Genomic DNA, 19,694 nt, shown 5'->3' with positions numbered 1-19,694 from the left:
CATCTTGACCAGTATTTTACAAAACTTCCATGATGATAAAAATCAATTCACGCCACACATTGCCAAACAAAGTCGTTCAATCTCACCCCATACGTCCATGCCCGATACGCCTTTGATGGCTTTATCAATGGCGTAGATTTGGCTTAGCCAGTCGCCACTGATGCCTTGCGTGCGTTGGGCGATGTTTAGATATAAATATAATTTACTTTGCCAAACGCCAAGCTCGCTTGGGTTTTTACCTGCTTGGATTTGCAAAATAAGCCGTGCCTCTTTGGCAACCGCCCACAAGACGATACTAGGGGCGATGTCGGTGTGTTGTAGATGATTTAGGATTTGTAGAGTTTTTGGAGCGTTAGCGGTAAGTAGTGCATCTGACAAATCAAACACATTAAAATCCACCCCCGCCACGAGTGCCTGCTCCAATTCATCTGCCCCAACCACATCTGCATGAGGCAAAAACGACAATCGCCACAAAGTCTGATAAGCGGTGAGTAGGTTTTTTTCGGTGGCATTCATGAGCATTTGCCATGCCATGTCATCTAGTGTCAGTCCAAGCTCTTGGGCTTTTAGGTGCAAAAACTCACCTCGTAATTTTTCATCATAAATGTTGCCATCAATGATAAGCCCATGCATATCAAAAAACTGCATGGCTTTGGTGGCAAGTGACTTTTTGTCTTGTTTTGGTAAACACCAAATGAGCTGATTTTGGTTTGTTTTGTCTTTGACATCTTGGGTAAAGCGGTTAAGTGATGACATGAGTGCTTTGTCTTTGGTGTCAGGTTTATGGTTGCCCGACACAATCAGCACGGTTGTCTCATCAAACAAACTTAAACCAAATAACTCATTAACAACTTCATGCCATGACTTTGGGGAAGTTAGCTCCATACGTTTGGCAAATTGACCCTGTGCCGTCCACGCTGGACGACACGCCTCGATGAGCCAGTCTGCCACCACAGGATTATCTGTATGCAAAAGCCACAATCCGTTCAAGGCAACCGCATTTCTTTTTAGGTCATACAATAAGGGCAGTAGGCGAGTTTGCATGATATTGGCACATTATTGAATGGACTTGGCAATCGCTCGGTACTGCTCGGCGATACGCTCGGATAGATGGTCATACAACCATACTCTGGTCTGCCTGTCTTGACCATCATCTGTTACCACGCTTGCTTCGTTGTACTGATAGCTACGCTCCACTTGCAAGGGATATTGGTATTTTTTATCACCAAATTGATACACCACGTCCGCCATCAGCACCAACCGCACTTCGGTCAAAGTCCCCACAAAATCATATCGGCGAAAACGCACATTTTGTAAGTGAATGTGGTTGTTGGCAGAATTTGTTGTGATGCCACGCACTTGTAGGTGTTTGGTCAGTGGTTGTTTTAGTGCAAATGCGTCTGCCGTCTCATCGCTGGTCAATTCTACACTTTGATGTTGGGGGGCGACATGTAGGCTTTTGTCTGTACCACGTAGGGCAAATCCACACCCAGACAACGCCAGCACTGACACACACGATATGGATACAACGAATTGTTTTAACATGAATTTTCCTGATTTTTGTGCTTATTTAACAAAATACGCCACGCCATAACCTATCCAATAAGTCGCCAACGCCAAAATCACCGCCGTTACCACGCTGGCGATGTTTCGCACCATAGGCGGTGCGATGGTGGTTTGGGTGGTGTTTTCATCATGCACCACAAGTTCGCTTTCTGCTTTTAGGTAAGCCAAACGCAATACGGCGTGTATCCCTGCAAACACAGGAATGATGAGCCAATGAATCTGTAAAAATCCCACAACTAAATTGGCTAAAATGGCAAGGTTGGAAAGTAGACTAAACAGTTTGGTTTTTGACATGGATAGGGACAGCAAATCATAAAAATTTGCTTATTATAGCCTAATTCCTACATGATTGTGTAAAATTTTACAACGCCTTTTTTTGGCACTTTGTTTGGTTTGTGATAAAAATTTACATAAAAATACTTGAAATAATTAAAAACGAATGTACACTATATACACCATAATTTTTTTAATAAAAATACCCTGCAAAATGCTAGGCGATTTTGAAAAAATTTGTTACAATTAACCATTTTTGATTTAGTTTTAAAGGTGATGATGATGGACATCAAACAAATTCGTGAACTTATTGACTTGATGGAAGAAAAAGACCTAGCTAGTCTTGAATACGGCAAAAAAGGCGACTACATTCATCTAACTCGCAATGTTGCAGTACAAACGGTTGCCATACCCCAAACCACCATCACACCCAGCAATACACCCACCGCCCCTGCCCCCAAAGCAGTCTCTGGCGTGGTAGAAAAATCGCCAATGGTCGGCGTGTTTTATTCTGCACCAAGCCCCAATGACCCGCCCTTTGTCAAAGTTGGGCAAAGCGTGGTCAAGGGGCAACAGCTTGGCATTATTGAAGCGATGAAAATTATGAATCCGCTAGAAGCCAGCCAAGATGGTATTATTGAAGAAATTTTGGTCAAAAATGGCGAAGTGGTGCAATTTGACCAGCCTGTGTTTCGTTATAAATCATAAGTAACATTAGCTCATTCTTAACCTAAGGTTTAAGGCATTGCCCTTTGCTCAAAGTTAGATTAAGAATTGTGTTAAGTTTTTGATAAATAAGGATTTATAATGATTAAAAAACTACTCATCGCCAACCGTGGTGAAATCGCCTTACGCATTGTCCGTGCCTGCAAACAACTTGGCATACAAACCGTTGGCGTGTATTCTACTGCCGACAAAGACCTTATGCACCTAAAATTTTGTGATGAAGCGGTCTGTATTGGCAACCCCCCTTCCCCCCAAAGCTATCTTGATATTAGCCGTATCATCGCCGCCGCTGAAATCACAGGGGCAGATGCCATTCACCCTGGCTACGGATTTTTGTCCGAAAATGCCAAATTTGCCGAAAGCGTAGAAGAAGCAGGGCTAACCTTTGTCGGCCCTACCGCTGACCATATTCGGCTAATGGGCAACAAGGTTTCTGCCATCAATGCAATGAAAAAAGCAGGCGTTCCCACCGTGCCAGGTTCGGCAGGGTCAATCACCCTACAAAATGCCGAAGAAGAAGCCAAAAAAATCGGTTTTCCCTTAATCGTCAAAGCAGCCGCAGGTGGTGGTGGACGAGGAATGCGTGTGGTGGAACGCTTTGAGGAGCTATTGCCCCAAGTACAAGCCGCCAAAGCCGAAGCCAAAACCGCCTTTGGCGATGATACCGTCTATATGGAAAGATTCTTAAAAAACCCTCGCCATGTAGAAGTACAGGTTTTGGGCGATGGCGATGGCAATGCCTTGCACCTGTTTGACCGTGATTGTTCACTGCAACGCCGTCATCAAAAAGTGCTAGAAGAAGCTCCAGCCCCTGGCATTCCTGACGATGTCAAACAGCCGATTTTGGATGCGTGTGTGCGTGCCTGCGAGCAGATAAATTATCGTGGGGCGGGGACTTTTGAATTTTTGTACGAAAATGAAGAATTTTTCTTTATTGAAATGAATACCCGTGTCCAAGTAGAACACCCTGTTACCGAAATGATTACAGGCATTGACATTATTGTAGAACAGCTCAAAATCGCCTCAGGCTATGGGCTTTCTTATCATCAAGACGAAATTACCATTCGTGGGCACGCCATTGAATGCCGTATCAATGCCGAAGACCCAAACACCTTTATGCCCTCCCCCGGTACGATTAACCGCCTGTTTGCTCCTAGCGGTTCTGGCGTACGCTTTGACAGTCATTTGTATCAAGGCTATACCATTCCAACTTATTATGATTCAATGATTGGCAAACTCATCTGCCACGCCCAAACCAGAAAGCAAGCCATCGCCAAAAGCCTGCATTCGCTTGATGAACTTGTTATTGAAGGCATTAAGACCAACATCGCCTTGCACCGTGATAAGATTTTGGTGGACGAAGCGTTTTACGAAGAAGCTCAAAATATCCATTATTTAGAGAATCATTTGTTAAAATCCACTTCGCACTAATAAAATCCCCAAGTCTGGCTTGGGGATTTTATTCACAAAGCCACCACGCCAAATTGATGTCAAAATAAATTCCCAATTTTATAAGGAAATCCCAATGACCGCCAAATTCACCATTCAAACAATAAGCCTGTGTGTTTTAACCGCCCTGATTGGTGCGTGTAGCTCACCCAAAACTTCCACCCAAACTGACGATGTCGCCGAAGCCACCACAAGCACCATTGCCCAAGCCAATGATATTGCCTCCGCCCCAATAATAAATACCCAAGCAAAACAGATGGCTCACTACTCTATGCACAGACAAGCGGAGGTGGCATACACACCACCCAATCACGAAAATTACCAAGACAAAACCCCCAATCCAATTAACGACACCACCAAAAATGCCCTTGCCACATTTAGCATTGATACCGATACAGGCAGTTATGCCAACACCAGACGACATTTAAATGACGGTGCGTTACCGCCCACTAATGCCGTGCGGATTGAAGAACTCATTAATTATTTTAATTATGATTTTAGCCAAGCCATTCGCCAAAATGATGCACCATTTTTAGTCAGCACCGAAACGGTCAGCTCACCTTGGAAACAAACCAATCACATCATCAAAATCGCCATTAAAGCCGATGACCCCACAGCAGATAAATTTAGCAAAAACAATGAATTGCCACCTGCCAACTTAGTTTTTTTGGTTGATGTATCAGGCTCAATGGATGAAAATGACAAACTACCCCTCGTCCAAGCCTCCCTAAAAATGCTCACCAAAAACCTAAGAGAACAAGATACAATAAGTCTAATCACCTATGCAGGCAATACCGAAATCGTCCTGCCTGCAACAAGTGGCAAAGAAACTGCCAAAATCATGTCTGCCATTGACCACTTAACAGCAAGTGGCTCTACCAATGGCGAAGCAGCCATTAAACTTGCATATGCCCAAGCTCGCCAAGCCTTTAAAAAAGATGGCATTAACCGCATTTTGATGATGACCGATGGTGATTTTAATGTTGGCGTGTCTGATGTTGATGATATGTTAGAAATCATTCGCCGTGAACGAGACAGTGGTGTATCACTATCCACTTTTGGTTTTGGGCAGGGTAATTTAAATGATCATATGATGGAACAAGTGGCAGATAATGGCAATGGCAATTATAGCTACATTGACAGCCTATCTGAAGCCAAAAAAGCCTTGATTGATGAGATGTCAGCAACCTTTAATACCGTTGCCAAAGATGTCAAGGTGCAAGTAGAGTTTAACCCTAATACCGTCAAAGAATGGCGACTTATCGGCTATGAAAACCGAGTGCTGGCAAGCGAGGATTTTAACAATGACAAGGTGGACGCAGGTGATTTGGGGGCAGGCAAGGCAGTGGTGGCATTGTTTGAGATAACCCCTTCCCATCAAAAAGGTATGTTAGACGACAGTCGTTATCAACCCAAAACAATAGATAACAAAAAGAGCGATGAACTGGGCTATCTAAAAATCCGCTACAAATCCCCCAATGGTAACACCTCAAAACTGATTGAATTTCCAATCAAAAATCAAGTTACCAAGCCAAGTCATGATTTAAAATTTGCGATGGCGGTGGCAGGATTTGGGCAACTTTTAACCCAAAGTCCCTATGTGGGCGATTGGCATTTTGCTGACAGTAAAAAACTTGCCCAAAGCGGACTTGGCAAAGATGAACAAGGACTACGGCATGAGTTTGTGAAGCTCATAGAATTGGCAGATGGTTTAACTCCAAGCAAATAACAAAACTGCCCATATCACACACCATTTTGGGTGGATACTCAAAATGGTGTTTTTTAACATCACATTTTCCATATCACGATAATAAGCCAAGTAAATTCACCCACCCCCTTGCAATTTATCACGTCTGCCACCATAACAGGCAAACATTATAAGAATTTATTTGGAGTTTATCATGTCTGATAACCAAACCTTACCATTACTTGCTGTGCGTGATGTGGTGGTGTATCCGCATATGCAAATTGCCCTATTTGTGGGACGTGAAAAGTCCATTCAAGCCATTGAAATCGCCCAAAAAGACCACAACGGTCAGATTTTGGTCGTTTCCCAAAAAGACTCGCTCACCGAAGAAATCAACACTGACAACCTCCACGATTATGGCACACTTTGCCGAGTGGTCAGCACCATGCCTCATGATGGCGACAACAAAACGCTCAAAGTACTGATTGAGGGCGTCACTCGTGCCAAAGTTGAAAAAGTAGAAGATAAAGACATCTTTTTGGCGACATTTAGCGAAGAAGCAGTAGAAAATCTCCCAGCCGACAGCGACACCCAAAAAGCCCTATTGCTTGGATTGTTTGGTGATTATGCTGATAGCAACCTACGCAATGCTCGTGAACTTATGCGTGTGGCAAGTCGCATTGATGATTTGCTAGAACTTATCTATTTTGTTGCCACCCGTACTGCCATGCCCTTAGCAGACAAACAACGCATTCTAAGCGGTGCAGATGTGGATGAGTACTTGTCAATTTTAAATGACTATTTTATCAAAAATCAAGCCGAACAAGCCATTGAAAACAAACTCCAAGAGGACGTTCGCAAACAGATGGAAAACAACCATCGTGAATATTTTTTGAACGAAAAAATGAAAGCCATCAAGTCTGAATTATCAGATTTAAACGATGGCTTTGATGATGATGACAGTGAACTTGAAAAACGCCTCAATGACGCTGATTTGCCAGAAGATGTTCGCAAAAAAGCCCAAAATGAATTTAAAAAATTAAAACAAATGCCATCAAGTTCATCAGAAGCAAGCGTGGTGCGTGGCTATGTGGAGTGGATTTTAGATACACCATGGAACAAATCCACCCAAGTTAGCATTGATTTAACCACCGCCAAAGAGACGCTAGACAAAGACCATTATGGGCTTGATGATGTTAAAGATCGCATTTTAGAATATTTGGCAGTACAATCTCGTGTCAACAAAATTAAAGGGTCTATTTTGTGCCTTGTCGGTCCTCCGGGGGTGGGTAAAACTTCGCTTGGTGAGAGCATTGCTCGTGCCACAGGGCGTAAATTTGTGCGTATGGCACTTGGTGGTGTGCGAGATGAAGCAGAGATTCGTGGGCATCGCCGTACTTATATTGGTGCAATGCCAGGCAAAATCGTACAATCATTGGCAAAAGTAGAAGTCAAAAATCCGTTATTTTTACTAGATGAAATTGACAAAATGGCACAGGATTATCGTGGCGACCCAGCATCTGCCCTACTAGAAGTGCTTGACCCCTCACAAAATAATGCCTTTAACGATCATTATCTTGACCTAGATTTGGATTTGTCAGAGGTTATGTTTATTTGTACTGCCAACAGCATGAACATTCCGCCAGCCTTGCTTGACCGCATGGAAGTCATTCGTCTGCCAGGATACACCGAAGATGAAAAACTGGCAATCGCCCAAAATTATCTTACACCAAAATCCCTAGAACAAAACGGGCTAGGCAAAGATGAGCTTGACATCACCAACGAAGCGGTAACAAGCATCATTCGCCACTATACACGTGAGGCAGGCGTACGCAACCTAGAACGTGAAATCAACAAAATCAGCCGTAAAGCGGTACGAGCCCAAGTTGAAAAATACGACACAACACCTAACAAAGACAGCAAAAGCGAACCCATCATCATTAATGATGATAACATCACTGATTATCTGGGGGTAAAACCTTATGATTATGGCTTGGCAGAAAAAGAGCCAGAGGTTGGACGCATTACAGGGCTTGCTTGGACTTCGGTGGGTGGTGAACTACTCACCATTGAGACTGCAACAATGGCAGGTAAGGGCGAGTTGATTTTTACAGGCAGTCTGGGCGATGTCATGAAAGAGTCCATTCGTGCCGCCATGAGTGTGGCTCGTGCAGGCGGTGAACGTTATGGCATCAGCTATGACAAGGTCAAAGAAACAGACGTGCATATCCATATGCCAGAGGGGGCAACCCCCAAAGATGGTCCTTCAGCAGGTATCGCCCTTACCACCGCCATCGTGTCAGCATTGACAGGGATTGCCATTCGCCCTGATATTGCCATGACAGGTGAGGTAACATTACGTGGCAAGGTTTTGCGAATTGGTGGATTAAAAGAAAAACTGCTTGCTGCCCATCGTGGTGGAATTTCTTTGGTGCTTATCCCCAAATCTAACGAAAAAGATTTGGCGGATATTCCTGACAACGTCAAAGAAGGCTTAACCATTCAAGCAGTTGAGACGATTGACGAAGTGCTAAAATTCGCTCTTGTCTCTCCGCTCATGCCTCTAAAACCTAGTATCGTCATCAAATCAGATGAACAAACATTAAGAAGTTGATGAAGTGGCAAAATAGGGCGGTTTCAATACCGCCCTGTTTTTGTGGTGTTAAAATAACTTTGAATATATACCCAACGAACTTAAATCCACTACGGATTGTAGGGGATAAGTTGTAATTTGCCCCTACCGCTGAAAATAAATTTGTGGTAATTTTAGATTGTTTTGGTATATTTTAGAATGACATTATAAATCCAAAATACATACCACCCCCCTTAGCAAAGAGTAGATAAGAGAACATTCTATCGCATGTTGGCACTTGACATAGCACACAGTTGTGTTTTTGCATTAAAAATGGCTACCTAGCCCACTTAATTCCATAAATTAAGGTTGATTTTAATTTTATCAGATTGGGTGATTGGGTGATTTTATCGTCAAAGCTCTTGTTGGCATGATGAATATCAACTGCAAGCTTTTCTTTAAAAAAAGTATGATTGTTCTTATTTTTATCCCAATTCACTTCAAAACCCTATCAAATTTGAATGTACTAGGCGTACTTTAATCAAAAAAAAGAGATGGTCTCCCATCTCTTTTTGCTCCATAAATTAACCAAACACTTTAAGTCTGTCTGCCACAGGAGCGAAACTTTTCTCACCAGCAGGAGCTTCAATACCACCAAACACCAACTGAGCTCTTAGTTGCCAGTTGGCTGGAATGTCCCAAGTGCTGGCCACTTTGGCATCAATCACAGGGTTATAATGTTGCAAGTTTGCACCCACATTTTCACTAGCAAGCGTTGTCCAAATGGCATATTGAGTCATCGCATTGGCATGGTCAGCCCAAATTGGGAAGTTGTCGGCATAGGCAGAAAACTGCTCTTGTAGACCTTTTACCACGTCTGTATCTTCAAAAAATAACACCGTACCCGCACCTGCTTTAAACATATTTAGCTTGGCTTCGGTAGGGGCAAATTTGTCAGCAGGGACGATTTTGGCAAGTTCAGCCTTAGCAATTTCCCACAGCTTTTCATGCTCTGCCCCATGAAGTACCACTAGGCGAGTAGATTGAGAGTTAAATGATGATGGGGTGTGTAGCAATGCATGCTCAACGATTTGGTTAATATCATTGGTGCTGATGGGTAGGTTTTTGTTTAGGGCATAGACCGAACGGCGAGTTTCGGCAACCGTTTGTAGGGTAGTTTTTGACATAATCGTCTCTCTTGTTAATGAAAATTTTTATCATTATAAACGGATTTTACCAAAAAACAATCAATATTTGGAAATGTATCATTTCCTAACAAGAAACCTTGAAAAATTCATCCATCAAATAAAAAAACGCCCCACATTAGGGCGTTTTTTATCTCATCATATTAGCGAGTAATGGCATAACCTGCACCAGCACCAGTTACCGCACCGATGGCGGCAGCCTTACCGATGTCTTTGCGATCACCGTCATCAGTTTGACTCAATGCACCGATGGCGGCACCGATAGCAGCACTACCTAGTACAGTATTACGGGTTTGGGTGTTGGTTTGTGGATTGGTGGTAGCACAAGCGGTCAAAAGCAGGCTTGCACCACAAATGGCAACGAATAACTTTTTCATAAAAAATCCTCAAAAAGAGCGGTTGGAAATTATTTTGATTATAGAACGCTTGCCTTACCACAAGATAATTGGTTGTAGTTTGTGGTGGTGTTTGTGTGATTTTTTGGTAAATTACGTTACTTAAATTTATCAGAGCAGTTTATCATAACCACCCAACATTTGGCTATACAAACCACCCAAACCAACGTATAATCCCACAAGCCCTCACAAGGAGAAGTTACCATGTTAACACCCACTAAAATTCTATCCGCTCTTTTTTTATGTCTATCTGTTGCCCTAACAGCTTGTAATGACAAATACCCCACCGCCAACATTCCTGACACGCCATTAGAAAAACCTTTAGACATTATCATAGAACCTAAAAAAGTAGCGATGACTGCCACAACTGCTGTTGGCGTAAAAGACGATGGGACATTATGGACTTGGGATGGCAGTAGTGGCAATATTGCATCGGGTGGATTTGACCCTACCCCAAAGCAGGTAGAAGGCATAACTGATGTGGTTGCTGTTTCAGCTGGTATTGGACACATACTAATGCTTAAAAAGGACGGCAGTGTCTGGGGTTGGGGAAGTAATTATGATGGTTATGTAGACCCCAATGATGACAGTGATTTTATCTATAAACCTAGGAGGATAGAGGGGGTGGAGGATATCGTGGATATTAGTGCTGGTTCTGGCTCATCTGTATTTTTAAACAAAAATGGCGAAGTGTTCTATTTGGGAAGTAATGAATGGAAAATTTTAAAAAATTTACAAGACAAACAAGTATCAGCACCAATCAAAATTTCAGGATTAAAAAACATTGCTAGGGTAGATGCCAATTCTGGCTATATTTTAGCCTTAGACAAAGATGGCAATCTTTTTACAACAGCTTGCAAGGAAGGTTTTCAAAAAACTCATCAATCAGAACAAGGCGAGATATGTCAAATTCCTTTTGATAAAAAAGTGGTAGATTTTGCTCATGGCATCACAGATTTTGCCTTGCTTGATGATGGTACAGTTTGGGCTTGGGGCGATTTAGAAACAATAGCGGAAGAAACCAATAATAAAGCACTTTTATTGCCAAGAAGAGTTAAGGGTTTATCACAAGTTGTCAATATATCCAATTTCTCAGCAAACACCGTTAATGGTGATTTGTACATTTGGGGAGATTATTTGGTGGGCAAAAGCCCAAATGCTGGCGAATCATCAATGTATAAAATCACCAAACCCACACTTATCGCAAACAATCTTATGGCTGTTTCTTTTGTAAGAAATGCCTATATATCCGCATTACTAACAAAAAATGGCGAAGTATGGGCTTGGGAAGGCAATAGATATGGGCAAAGAGGTACAGGAAAAGCGATAGATACTTTTTATAAAGAGTATGTGTTTACACCTGAAAAATCCCTATTTACAACCCATTAACCCAAAACCCACCCCCACCACCCCAAAATATGCTACAATAACCCATTACCCCAAAGGAGCGTGCCATGAACACACCCCGTTCTGTTTTGTTTGTTTGTCTTGGCAACATCTGCCGTAGCCCCTCTGCTGAGGCAGTGATGACCAAACTTGCCCATGACAATTTTCTCAAAATCCACTTTGATTCAGCAGGAACAGCCGATTATCATGTGGGCAAAGCCCCTGACAGCCGAGCCATAGAAGTGGGCGAAGGTTTGGGTTATAAACTGTCGCATTTGCGAGCCAGACAGCTTACCATACAAGATTTTTATGATTTTGATGTTATCTTTGCGATGGACAAAAACAACCTAGACGATATCCGCAAAATCATGCCTGCTAATGCCACCGCTCGTGTGGGAGCATTTGACCGCACACCTGTGGCTGACCCCTATTATGGCAACATCAGCGACTTTGATGTGATGTTTGAGCATATTGAGCAAGCCAGCAAACACTGGATTGATACTTGGAAACACCCCCAATGACACACCGCCTTATCCTTGACTACGACTTATCCCACCACAACACCATGGCATTATCCTGCATGGCACGTTATGCCCTACCACTTGATGATGCCAAGACATTATGTGATGATATTATCTTTGCAAATAATGTCGCCAAAGAGCATGGCTTGCCATTGTTTGTGTTGTCAGGTGGTAGCAATGTAATTTTACCAAGCAAACTTCATGCGATGGTGCTACTACCCAAACTCATAGGCATTGATATCATAAATGAGAATGATAACGACATTACGGTACAGGTCGCTTGCGGTGAACATTGGCACACGTTTATACAAACCTGCCTAAATAGAGGTTGGTATGGGCTTGAAAATCTCGCTCTCATACCTGGATTGGTGGGAGCCTGCCCTATCCAAAACATCGGAGCATACGGCATACAAGTCTCTGATTTTATTGAAAAAGTCATCGCCATCGATTTAACAAGTGGCAAGCAATGTACGTTTGATAATACTGATTGTCATTTTGATTATCGCCACAGCATTTTTAAAGACAACCCAAACCGCTACTTGATTAGTCATGTGATATTCAAACTTCACAAAAATACTGACAAAGTTATTACAAATTATGGTGATTTGGCACAAGTCGCCCAGCATTTTGCCAACCAAAACGCACGCCCCACGCCCCACCCTATTGATGTATTTAATGCAGTGGTGCAAATTCGTCAAGCTAAATTACCAGACCCTACGGTTTTGGCAAATTGTGGCTCATTTTTCCAAAATCCCATTATCCCCATGCAGGATTTTATCCATTTAAAAGAGAAATTTGCTGACTTACCTAGCTACCCCGTTAATGATGACCTTGTCAAACTACCCGCAGGTTGGCTGATTGACAAAGCAGGCTTAAAGGGCAAAGGCATTTTCCCCATTCTCACTCACCAAAACCAAGCCTTGGTACTCACCAATCACGCTCCATATGTCGCCACACAACAAGACATTAAAACCGCCCAAGATTTTATCATCATGGCAGTACATGATAAATTTGGTATTAATTTGGTGCGTGAGCCTGTTTGGGTAGATTAGTCATGGGGGCTTGGCGAAAAATTTGGCGGTTTGTCAGGGTGCTGATGATATTTAGCTCACTGGTTACCTTATCGGTATTTACACCCATTTTTTCAGACGTGGGTGTATTGGCACTAGATACATTTAGCAAATTTACCCTCAAAACCCCCACCACTGCCACCGCCATCACCGTATTGGGAGGAGGGCTAACCAAAAAAAACCAAGACATCGCACTCAACCATTATAGCCAAAGCCGTGCTGATTCCGCCATTGCCATGTATTCGCAACAACCACTACCCATCATCACCAGTGGTGCAGAATCCCCATGGATGCACGAACACATCAAAGCCTCCTTGCCTCATGCTGCCATCATCAGCGACAACGCTAGTATGAATACCTGCGAAAATGCCATTTTTACCGCCAAACTGCTCACCCATCACGAGCTAACCGACAGCGTCTATTTAGTCACAGACCGCTATCACATGGCACGAGCCAGACGCCAATTTGCCAAAGCAGGGGTTGCCACGATACCACAGCCTGCCCCCCTTGCCATGCCAACCTCATGGACAAATATAGACAACAACTTGATTCACTCACGCAGAACAATCTACGAAATAGTGGCATTGGCACGAGATATTTTTCACCCCCAAAAAAACTGCCGAACCGCCAACCAAATCACCATTGAAGAGATTAGCACACCCAGACGACAGCCCAAAGTCTTTTCATTTTTTTGATTAAAATCAAAAATTTAGCAACTTTTTTAAAAAAGTGCTTGCAATATGCCAATTTTTCTATATAATACGCACTCATTGGAAGCTTGGCAGAGCGGTTGAATGCACCGGTCTTGAAAACCGGCGAGGGTGCGAGTCCTCCGAGAGTTCGAATCTCTCAGCTTCCGCCATTATATGAAACCGCCCTTAATTGGGCGGTTTTTTATTACCGATACAGTGATAAAATTAGCCATATTTTTACCTTGACAAAATTCCTCCAACCCTTAAAATATCAATTCCATCCTCATCAAGTTTGCCATGACCATACCCATGCCCACTTTAACCCAAAAACTTGTCATCACCGCCCCAGACGATTGGCACATCCACTTACGAGATAATGAAGCGCTTGCCACCACCGTACCGCACGCAGCGATGAGCTTTCACCGTGTCATTTGTATGCCAAACCTTGTCCCGCCCATCAAAACAACCCTTGAAGCGATTGCCTACCGTGAGCGGATTTTGACGGCATTGGCACAGGCAGATATTGATGAACACAAAAAGGCAACATTTGACCCAAGAATGGTTTTATATCTTACTGACCACACCAGTGCCGATGAAATTGCCAGTGCCAAAGCATCAGGCGTGGTGCAAGCCGTCAAGCTCTACCCTGCTGGTGCAACGACCAATTCAGCCGATGGCGTTACCAACATTTTGGGGCGTGGGGCAGTATTTGAAGCAATGCAAAAGCACGGCATTCCCCTGCTGGTTCACGGTGAAGTAACCCATAGCGATGTTGATATTTTTGACCGTGAAAAACGCTTTTTGGACGAAATTTTATCTGTTATCATCAAAAATTTCCCCAATCTTAAAATCGTAATGGAGCATATCACCACTGCCGATGCTGCCGACTTTTGTTTGGCACAAGGTCAGCATATTGGGGCAACCATTACCCCCCAACATTTGCTTTTTAACCGCAATCATTTGCTGGTTGGTGGTGTCAAACCGCACTTTTATTGCCTGCCAATCTTAAAGCGAGCAACACACCAAAAACGCCTTTTGGAAGTTGCCACCTCTGGCAATCCCAAATTTTTCTTAGGCACGGACTCTGCCCCACACGCAACCCACACCAAAGAGAATGCTTGTGGCTGTGCTGGCTGTTATTCCGCCCCACACGCCTTAGCTTTGTATGCCACCGCCTTTGAAAGTGTGGATGCTCTTGATAAACTTGAAAATTTTGCAAGTCGTTTTGGGGCTTTATTTTACGGCTTGCCCGTCAATCAAAACACCATTACCCTTATCAAAAAAGAACAATTAATCCCTGATAATTACCCCTACCTTGATGGCAAACATCTAACCCCTCTAATGGCAGGACAAACTTTGGCGTGGTCGGTACAATGAGCGATAAAGAAAAATCCCCCCTTGCCAAACGCTTTCGTGGCTTTATGCCTGTTGTTGTTGATGTGGAAACGGCAGGCTTTAACGCCCAAACAGACGCTCTGCTTGAGATTGCCTGCATTCCAATTTTGATGAATGAAACAGGCAAATTGTATCAAGGCGAGGCTTTTAATGCCCATCTTGAGCCTTTTGCTGGGGCAAACTTGGAACAATCATCTTTGGAATTTACAGGCATCAAACTAGATAGCCCATTTAGAAAAAGCATTGCCCAAGATGAAAAGCAAGCCATTCGCAAGATTTTTAAGGCACTAAAAGAAATCAAAAACGCCCACGGTTGCCGTCAATGTATTTTGGTTGGACACAATGCCCATTTTGATTTGGCGTTTTTAAATGCCTTAATTGCCCGCACCAACTCAAAAAGCCAATCGCCCTTTCACGCCTTTAGCGTGCTAGATACCGCAAGTCTATCGGCTTTGGCTTATGGGCATACCGTACTTGCCAAAACTTGCAAAATGGCGGGAATTGAATTTGACAACGACCACGCCCATTCTGCTTTGTACGACACCCAAAAGACGGCAGAGCTGTTTTGTCAAATTTTTAATGAACTGCCAATGTTGCCGATTGCCTGCGAGACGCAGACCGACACAAATCATGATGAAGTTTTGTAATATCTTATTAAAACCATTTAAAGGAGAAAATCATGCCCTCATTTGACATCGTTTCAGAATTAAATATCCAAGAAGTCCGCAATGCCATTGGCAATACCGATAAAGAAATTGCTACTCGCTTTGACTTCAAAGGTAGCGACATCACAGTAGAGCTTAACGACAAAAACAAAACCGTAACCATAACCTGCGACAACGAATTACAAGCTGACAACGTCTATGCCATTTTTGAAAAACAACTCATCAAACGTGGCGTGGATTTGCAATGTTTAGACCCAAAAGAAAAAGTAGGGTCAGGCAAACATACCAAACAAACCATCAATCTAAAAGATGGTCTAGATTCAGACACCGCCAAAAAAATCAGTAAAGCCGTCAAAGAAAGTGATTTAAAAGTATCAGCCAGCATTCAAGGCGACAAAATCCGTGTATCTGACAAGAAAAAAGACAATCTACAAGCGTGCATGGCGTTTTTAAAGGAAAAATCTTTTGGTGTACCACTACAATTCAACAACTTTAAAGATTAATTTGTCAAAAATTAATCTTTAAAAAATGATTAATATTCATAAAGTTATAAACTTTTTAATCATTTTAGAAAAATTTTCCTTGACGGATACAAATAATTTGCTATAATAACGCCACTTTTGAGAGATACGGTGAAAGCGTTCAAAAGTTAAGATGCTCCATTCGTCTAGAGGCCTAGGACATCGCCCTTTCACGGCGGTAACAGGGGTTCGAATCCCCTATGGAGTGCCAATTTTATAATCCCTAAGCAATGAGCTTAGGGATTTTTGTTTGAATGGCGGTGGTTTTTTCCACCAAAACCATGTAAAATAACCATTTTACCAAACCAAAATACCCATGAAACCCCTACTTGATTTTATTCCACTCATCATATTTTTTATCCTTTATAAAAAAACCGATAAAATGGATGCCAACCACCCACTTTTAACCACATTTGGGCTATCAGGTGGCGTAGATAACAATCACATTTTGGTGGGTACACTTGGACTGGTCATCGCCACCTTGCTTGTATATGGCTATTTATTTATCAGTCAAAAATTTCGCTTGGACAAACAGCAGTGGTTTGTTCTGCTCATGACAGTAGTGTTTGGTGGTCTAACATTAGCTTTAAGCGATGATTACTACATTCGCTTAAAAGCAGTACTGATTAATCTTGCTTTTGCCATCGGACTTGCCATCTCACCCTTATTTAACAAAAATAAACAGCCCATCATTCATAAGTTATTTGACCCCATTTTAAGTTTATCCCAATCAGGTTGGACAAAACTCAACTGGGCATGGGTGGGACTATTTGTCTTAATGGCAAGCCTACATACATTTTTTGCCTTTATCTTTAAAGGAGGCGAATATTGGGGAGAATTTACCGCCTTTGGTGATATGATTGTGATGATAACCTTTATGATAGCTATGTTTATCATACTTCGCAAACACTTTAAAATAGAATAAACCACCAAAAAATAACCCAAATATACTTTAACAAACATGAGGAATGATTATGCCTTTATTTGCTATTATTGGACATGATGTGGCGGACAGTACTGCCAAACGATCCGAAATTCGCCCTGCTCATGTAGAACGCCTGACCGCCCTACACGCCCAGAACCGCATTGTTGTGGCAGGTCCTACACCCATATCTCACGGTGAACCCGCCATGAGCGGTAGTCTTATCATTGCCCATTTTGACGACATCGAGCAAGCACGGGCATGGGTTGCTGATGAGCCGTATTTGCATGGCGGTGTATACAGTCATGTGGACGTTCGCCCTTTTGTGCAAGTCCTACCACAGGCAGATACGCATGAATAAAATTATCATTGCTTTATGTGTTATTTTAGCATGCAATGTCATGACATCACACGCACAAAATGACAGCAAAGATAAGGACAGCAAGGGTAAGGATAAAGAAAAAACCACCCTATCTGTCCCTGCCAACCCTCATAACCCCAAAAACCCCACACTGGCAGAGCTTCAAAAGCCTGATGAAAGCGAATTGTCGCAAGCCAATACCGACTTGCTTGCTAAAAATGCCGAACTTCAAAGCAGGGTTGATGAGCTGACCACACAGGTTAATGTACTGGTAAATGAGCGTAGTGGACAAATGTTCTTTTATGGTGCCATGAGTGTATTGGCAGGACTGTTTGTTGGCATCGGTTCGGTGTGGTTTATCGTCAATAAAAACAAATCCGATTGGTGATATGATGATTTCTGCAAATATCACATGGCAAACAGATGAACAAGGCAACATCACGCCAGTTTCCACCGCCTTTGATGATGTTTATTTTTCAAAAACAGGTGGTCTTGCCGAGACCGAATATGTCTTTTTACAAGGCAATGACCTACCTTGCAGATTTGCAAATTTACAAGAAAGTCAATCCTTTACCATCATTGAGACAGGTTTTGGTACAGGATTGAATTTTTTGGCAACTTGTCTTTTATGGCAAAAAACCGCCCCACCCTCCGCTCGCCTTTACTTTATCAGTACAGAAAAATACCCTCTCACCAAACCCGACCTTATGACCGCCTTATCTGTTTGGCAAAATGACGACATTTTTGCTTTTGCCCAAACACTCATCAGCAACTACCCCTTGATGTTATTGGGCTGTCATCGCCTACACTTTAGCAACATCGTACTTGACTTATGGTTTGGGGACGCTTATCAAAGTTTTGTGCAGATGAATGCCAAAGCAGATGCATGGTTTTTGGATGGCTTTTCCCCTACCAAAAACAGTGAACTATGGTCTGAGGGTATTTTTAATCAAATTAAACATCTATCCAAACCCAACGCCACCCTTGCCACTTTTACGAGTAGCGGAGCGGTTCGCCGTGCCTTACAGGGCATTGGCATGAATGTCCAAAAAATCAAAGGCTTTGGGCGTAAACGAGAGATGATAACCGCCCATTTTACAGGCGACTTCGCCCCCACACCCACGCCCAAAACCGCCACTGTCATCGGGGCGGGCGTGTCAGGACTATTTACCGCCCATGCCCTTGCCAGTCGTGGCGTTGCTGTTACACTCGTGGACAAAACCGCCCCGCTCGCAGGTGCGTCAGGCAACCCCAAAGCCCTGTTCGCCCCCAAACTCACGCAAATCAGCGAAGTCGCCCACCATTTATCGACGATAAGTTTTTTGTACAGTGAGCGGATTTATCGCACGCTAAACACCCTTGCTGATGATGAGATTTTTAGTCAAACAGGGGTGGTGGATTTTATGCTACCCACCCAAAAATCACATGAGAAATTGGCAAATTTGGTTAAAGATTATCCTAATGAACTCATTCATATCATTAATGATGACTTTAATTCGGACAATGACGATTTTAATCAGCAAATCATCAATACTTTTATTGCCAAAGCAGGGTTAATTGATACCCAAAAACTGGCAAAATTTATTTTATCCCACCCTTTAATTCATTTTAAAACATTTCATGTTACAGGCATTCATCAAAATGACAATCAAGTCATTATAAATAATGATGATGAACAATTATCATCAGACATAGCTGTAATTTGTGCAGGATTTGAAAGTTATTTATTAAACAATGCTTTATTTAATCCTAGAAAAATACGCGGGCAAATCTCATGGTTACATATCAATGATAAATTAGCCCAATTAAAATCATTAGAAACCCCCATTAAATATGACGGCTATTGTGCAACTTTTACTAAAAATGATGATAACGTCTTTTTAATGGGGGCAAGTTTTGTACGTAATGATACAGACACAAGTGTACGAGCTGATGAACATCAGTTTAATTTGGATAAATTAAACCAAAGCCTACCCAACATCGCCAAACAATTAAATATTCACACAAATGATTTACAAGGTCGTGCCAGTATTAGAGCCCAAACACCCGATTATCACCCCTTAGTAGGAAATATTATGGGGCAAATTGACAAACAAAATAGCCAAGTTTATACTATTTACGGCATGGGTTCAAAAGGTTTTTGTTTTGCTCCATTGTGTGCAGATGTATTAGCCAGTCAAATTCTTGATGAGCCGATACCAATTAGCCAAACACTCCTTGACAAATTAAAACCCAATCGCCCAAGATTACAAAAACCCATTGATCAAAATTACTAGATATAATACTGT

20 protein-coding genes and 2 tRNA genes are annotated in these 19,694 nt (G+C 42.5%); 17 read left to right on the top strand and 5 right to left on the bottom strand.

Annotated elements, in window-relative coordinates:
• Positions 1-42: 42 nt before the first annotated feature.
• Genes holA through MOB01S_RS03270 form a run of 3 tightly spaced genes read right to left on the bottom strand, consistent with a single transcriptional unit; the run spans position 43 to position 1,860 of the window.
• The gene (gene holA / locus MOB01S_RS03280) at positions 43-1,044 is read right to left on the bottom strand and encodes a DNA polymerase III subunit delta (RefSeq protein ID WP_066801597.1); all 1,002 of its coding nucleotides are present in this window, start codon (positions 1,042-1,044) and stop codon (positions 43-45) included.
• A 12-nt stretch (positions 1,045-1,056) separates the two neighbouring features.
• The gene (locus MOB01S_RS03275) at positions 1,057-1,545 is read right to left on the bottom strand and encodes an LPS-assembly lipoprotein LptE (RefSeq protein ID WP_066801592.1); all 489 of its coding nucleotides are present in this window, start codon (positions 1,543-1,545) and stop codon (positions 1,057-1,059) included.
• 21 nt (positions 1,546-1,566) lie between these two features.
• A complete protein-coding gene (locus MOB01S_RS03270; RefSeq protein ID WP_066801589.1) occupies positions 1,567-1,860 on the bottom strand; it encodes a hypothetical protein in 294 nt (97 codons plus the stop codon).
• A gap of 261 nt (positions 1,861-2,121) precedes the next feature.
• Between MOB01S_RS03270 and accB the strand changes: the two genes are divergently transcribed.
• The 4 genes from accB to lon all read left to right on the top strand — a co-directional run bounded on the left by accB (position 2,122) and on the right by lon (position 8,315).
• Positions 2,122-2,547, top strand: a complete 426-nt coding sequence (gene accB / locus MOB01S_RS03265; RefSeq protein WP_066801585.1) for an acetyl-CoA carboxylase biotin carboxyl carrier protein — start codon at positions 2,122-2,124, stop codon at positions 2,545-2,547.
• A gap of 99 nt (positions 2,548-2,646) precedes the next feature.
• Positions 2,647-3,996 carry an acetyl-CoA carboxylase biotin carboxylase subunit gene (gene accC / locus MOB01S_RS03260; RefSeq protein WP_066801582.1) on the top strand — a complete coding sequence of 450 codons (1,350 nt, stop codon included), beginning with the start codon at positions 2,647-2,649 and terminating at the stop codon, positions 3,994-3,996.
• A 94-nt stretch (positions 3,997-4,090) separates the two neighbouring features.
• Entirely contained in the window at positions 4,091-5,743 is a 1,653-nt protein-coding gene (locus MOB01S_RS03255; RefSeq protein WP_066801580.1) for a vWA domain-containing protein, read from the top strand.
• A gap of 172 nt (positions 5,744-5,915) precedes the next feature.
• Positions 5,916-8,315: an endopeptidase La gene (lon, locus tag MOB01S_RS03250; RefSeq protein WP_066801578.1), complete on the top strand. Its 2,400-nt coding sequence runs from the start codon at positions 5,916-5,918 to the stop codon at positions 8,313-8,315.
• A gap of 542 nt (positions 8,316-8,857) precedes the next feature.
• Here the strand turns inward: lon and MOB01S_RS03245 are convergent.
• Together MOB01S_RS03245 and MOB01S_RS03240 are read right to left on the bottom strand one after the other, a co-directional pair.
• Positions 8,858-9,460: a nitroreductase family protein gene (locus MOB01S_RS03245; protein WP_066801576.1), complete on the bottom strand. Its 603-nt coding sequence runs from the start codon at positions 9,458-9,460 to the stop codon at positions 8,858-8,860.
• A 161-nt stretch (positions 9,461-9,621) separates the two neighbouring features.
• Complete coding sequence (locus tag MOB01S_RS03240) at positions 9,622-9,855, bottom strand: YMGG-like glycine zipper-containing protein (RefSeq protein ID WP_066801574.1); 234 nt, start codon at positions 9,853-9,855, stop codon at positions 9,622-9,624.
• Positions 9,856-10,077: 222 nt separating this feature from the next.
• Here MOB01S_RS03240 and MOB01S_RS03235 point away from each other — a divergent pair, with 222 nt between their 5' ends.
• The 13 genes from MOB01S_RS03235 (at position 10,078) to mnmC (ending at position 19,682) form a co-directional block, all read left to right on the top strand.
• Entirely contained in the window at positions 10,078-11,262 is a 1,185-nt protein-coding gene (locus MOB01S_RS03235; RefSeq protein WP_066801571.1) for an RCC1 domain-containing protein, read from the top strand.
• 65 nt (positions 11,263-11,327) lie between these two features.
• Positions 11,328-11,780 carry a low molecular weight protein-tyrosine-phosphatase gene (locus MOB01S_RS03230; protein WP_066801568.1) on the top strand — a complete coding sequence of 151 codons (453 nt, stop codon included), beginning with the start codon at positions 11,328-11,330 and terminating at the stop codon, positions 11,778-11,780.
• Positions 11,777-12,832, top strand: a complete 1,056-nt coding sequence (gene murB, locus MOB01S_RS03225; protein ID WP_066801565.1) for a UDP-N-acetylmuramate dehydrogenase — start codon at positions 11,777-11,779, stop codon at positions 12,830-12,832. Before MOB01S_RS03230 ends, murB begins: the two co-directional genes overlap by 4 nt.
• Entirely contained in the window at positions 12,820-13,545 is a 726-nt protein-coding gene (locus MOB01S_RS03220; protein WP_245639987.1) for a YdcF family protein, read from the top strand. The genes murB and MOB01S_RS03220 overlap by 13 nt, the downstream gene beginning before the upstream one ends.
• 77 nt (positions 13,546-13,622) lie before the next feature.
• Positions 13,623-13,712: transfer RNA gene (locus MOB01S_RS03215), tRNA-Ser, on the top strand.
• Between the two features lie 139 nt (positions 13,713-13,851).
• Positions 13,852-14,919: a dihydroorotase gene (gene pyrC / locus MOB01S_RS03210; protein WP_066801690.1), complete on the top strand. Its 1,068-nt coding sequence runs from the start codon at positions 13,852-13,854 to the stop codon at positions 14,917-14,919.
• The gene (gene rnt, locus MOB01S_RS03205) at positions 14,916-15,584 is read left to right on the top strand and encodes a ribonuclease T (protein WP_066801559.1); all 669 of its coding nucleotides are present in this window, start codon (positions 14,916-14,918) and stop codon (positions 15,582-15,584) included. The genes pyrC and rnt overlap by 4 nt, the downstream gene beginning before the upstream one ends.
• A 32-nt stretch (positions 15,585-15,616) precedes the next feature.
• On the top strand, positions 15,617-16,105 hold the full coding sequence (locus MOB01S_RS03200; protein WP_066801556.1) for a YajQ family cyclic di-GMP-binding protein: 489 nt from the start codon (positions 15,617-15,619) through the stop codon (positions 16,103-16,105).
• A 153-nt stretch (positions 16,106-16,258) separates the two neighbouring features.
• A tRNA-Glu gene (locus MOB01S_RS03195) sits at positions 16,259-16,334 on the top strand.
• A gap of 105 nt (positions 16,335-16,439) precedes the next feature.
• Entirely contained in the window at positions 16,440-17,048 is a 609-nt protein-coding gene (locus MOB01S_RS03190; RefSeq protein WP_066801553.1) for an inner membrane-spanning protein YciB, read from the top strand.
• 49 nt (positions 17,049-17,097) lie between these two features.
• The gene (locus tag MOB01S_RS03185) at positions 17,098-17,406 is read left to right on the top strand and encodes a YciI family protein (RefSeq protein WP_066801550.1); all 309 of its coding nucleotides are present in this window, start codon (positions 17,098-17,100) and stop codon (positions 17,404-17,406) included.
• Positions 17,399-17,794, top strand: coding sequence for an SH3 domain-containing protein (locus tag MOB01S_RS03180; protein ID WP_066801547.1), 396 nt, complete (start codon positions 17,399-17,401; stop codon positions 17,792-17,794). The genes MOB01S_RS03185 and MOB01S_RS03180 overlap by 8 nt, the downstream gene beginning before the upstream one ends.
• Positions 17,795-17,798: 4 nt before the next feature.
• The gene (gene mnmC, locus MOB01S_RS03175) at positions 17,799-19,682 is read left to right on the top strand and encodes a bifunctional tRNA (5-methylaminomethyl-2-thiouridine)(34)-methyltransferase MnmC2/FAD-dependent 5-carboxymethylaminomethyl-2-thiouridine(34) oxidoreductase MnmC1 (protein ID WP_066801545.1); all 1,884 of its coding nucleotides are present in this window, start codon (positions 17,799-17,801) and stop codon (positions 19,680-19,682) included.
• Positions 19,683-19,694 lie beyond the last annotated feature (12 nt).

The organism is Moraxella oblonga NBRC 102422 (assembly GCF_001598275.1).
Classification (GTDB): Bacteria; Pseudomonadota; Gammaproteobacteria; order Pseudomonadales; family Moraxellaceae; genus Moraxella; species Moraxella oblonga.
This window is presented reverse-complemented; position numbering and strand designations above follow the sequence as displayed.

What these genes read in the sequence shown, in the direction of transcription:
- holA (WP_066801597.1), bottom strand. Translation starts at nt 1,044, where the DNA reads ATGCAAACTCGCCTACTGCCCTTATTGTATGACCTAAAAAGAAATGCG.
- MOB01S_RS03275 (WP_066801592.1), bottom strand. Translation starts at nt 1,545, where the DNA reads ATGTTAAAACAATTCGTTGTATCCATATCGTGTGTGTCAGTGCTGGCG.
- MOB01S_RS03270 (WP_066801589.1), bottom strand. Translation starts at nt 1,860, where the DNA reads ATGTCAAAAACCAAACTGTTTAGTCTACTTTCCAACCTTGCCATTTTA.
- accB (WP_066801585.1), top strand. Translation starts at nt 2,122, where the DNA reads ATGGACATCAAACAAATTCGTGAACTTATTGACTTGATGGAAGAAAAA.
- accC (WP_066801582.1), top strand. Translation starts at nt 2,647, where the DNA reads ATGATTAAAAAACTACTCATCGCCAACCGTGGTGAAATCGCCTTACGC.
- MOB01S_RS03255 (WP_066801580.1), top strand. Translation starts at nt 4,091, where the DNA reads ATGACCGCCAAATTCACCATTCAAACAATAAGCCTGTGTGTTTTAACC.
- lon (WP_066801578.1), top strand. Translation starts at nt 5,916, where the DNA reads ATGTCTGATAACCAAACCTTACCATTACTTGCTGTGCGTGATGTGGTG.
- MOB01S_RS03245 (WP_066801576.1), bottom strand. Translation starts at nt 9,460, where the DNA reads ATGTCAAAAACTACCCTACAAACGGTTGCCGAAACTCGCCGTTCGGTC.
- MOB01S_RS03240 (WP_066801574.1), bottom strand. Translation starts at nt 9,855, where the DNA reads ATGAAAAAGTTATTCGTTGCCATTTGTGGTGCAAGCCTGCTTTTGACC.
- MOB01S_RS03235 (WP_066801571.1), top strand. Translation starts at nt 10,078, where the DNA reads ATGTTAACACCCACTAAAATTCTATCCGCTCTTTTTTTATGTCTATCT.
- MOB01S_RS03230 (WP_066801568.1), top strand. Translation starts at nt 11,328, where the DNA reads ATGAACACACCCCGTTCTGTTTTGTTTGTTTGTCTTGGCAACATCTGC.
- murB (WP_066801565.1), top strand. Translation starts at nt 11,777, where the DNA reads ATGACACACCGCCTTATCCTTGACTACGACTTATCCCACCACAACACC.
- pyrC (WP_066801690.1), top strand. Translation starts at nt 13,852, where the DNA reads ATGCCCACTTTAACCCAAAAACTTGTCATCACCGCCCCAGACGATTGG.
- rnt (WP_066801559.1), top strand. Translation starts at nt 14,916, where the DNA reads ATGAGCGATAAAGAAAAATCCCCCCTTGCCAAACGCTTTCGTGGCTTT.
- MOB01S_RS03200 (WP_066801556.1), top strand. Translation starts at nt 15,617, where the DNA reads ATGCCCTCATTTGACATCGTTTCAGAATTAAATATCCAAGAAGTCCGC.
- MOB01S_RS03190 (WP_066801553.1), top strand. Translation starts at nt 16,440, where the DNA reads ATGAAACCCCTACTTGATTTTATTCCACTCATCATATTTTTTATCCTT.
- MOB01S_RS03185 (WP_066801550.1), top strand. Translation starts at nt 17,098, where the DNA reads ATGCCTTTATTTGCTATTATTGGACATGATGTGGCGGACAGTACTGCC.
- MOB01S_RS03180 (WP_066801547.1), top strand. Translation starts at nt 17,399, where the DNA reads ATGAATAAAATTATCATTGCTTTATGTGTTATTTTAGCATGCAATGTC.
- mnmC (WP_066801545.1), top strand. Translation starts at nt 17,799, where the DNA reads ATGATTTCTGCAAATATCACATGGCAAACAGATGAACAAGGCAACATC.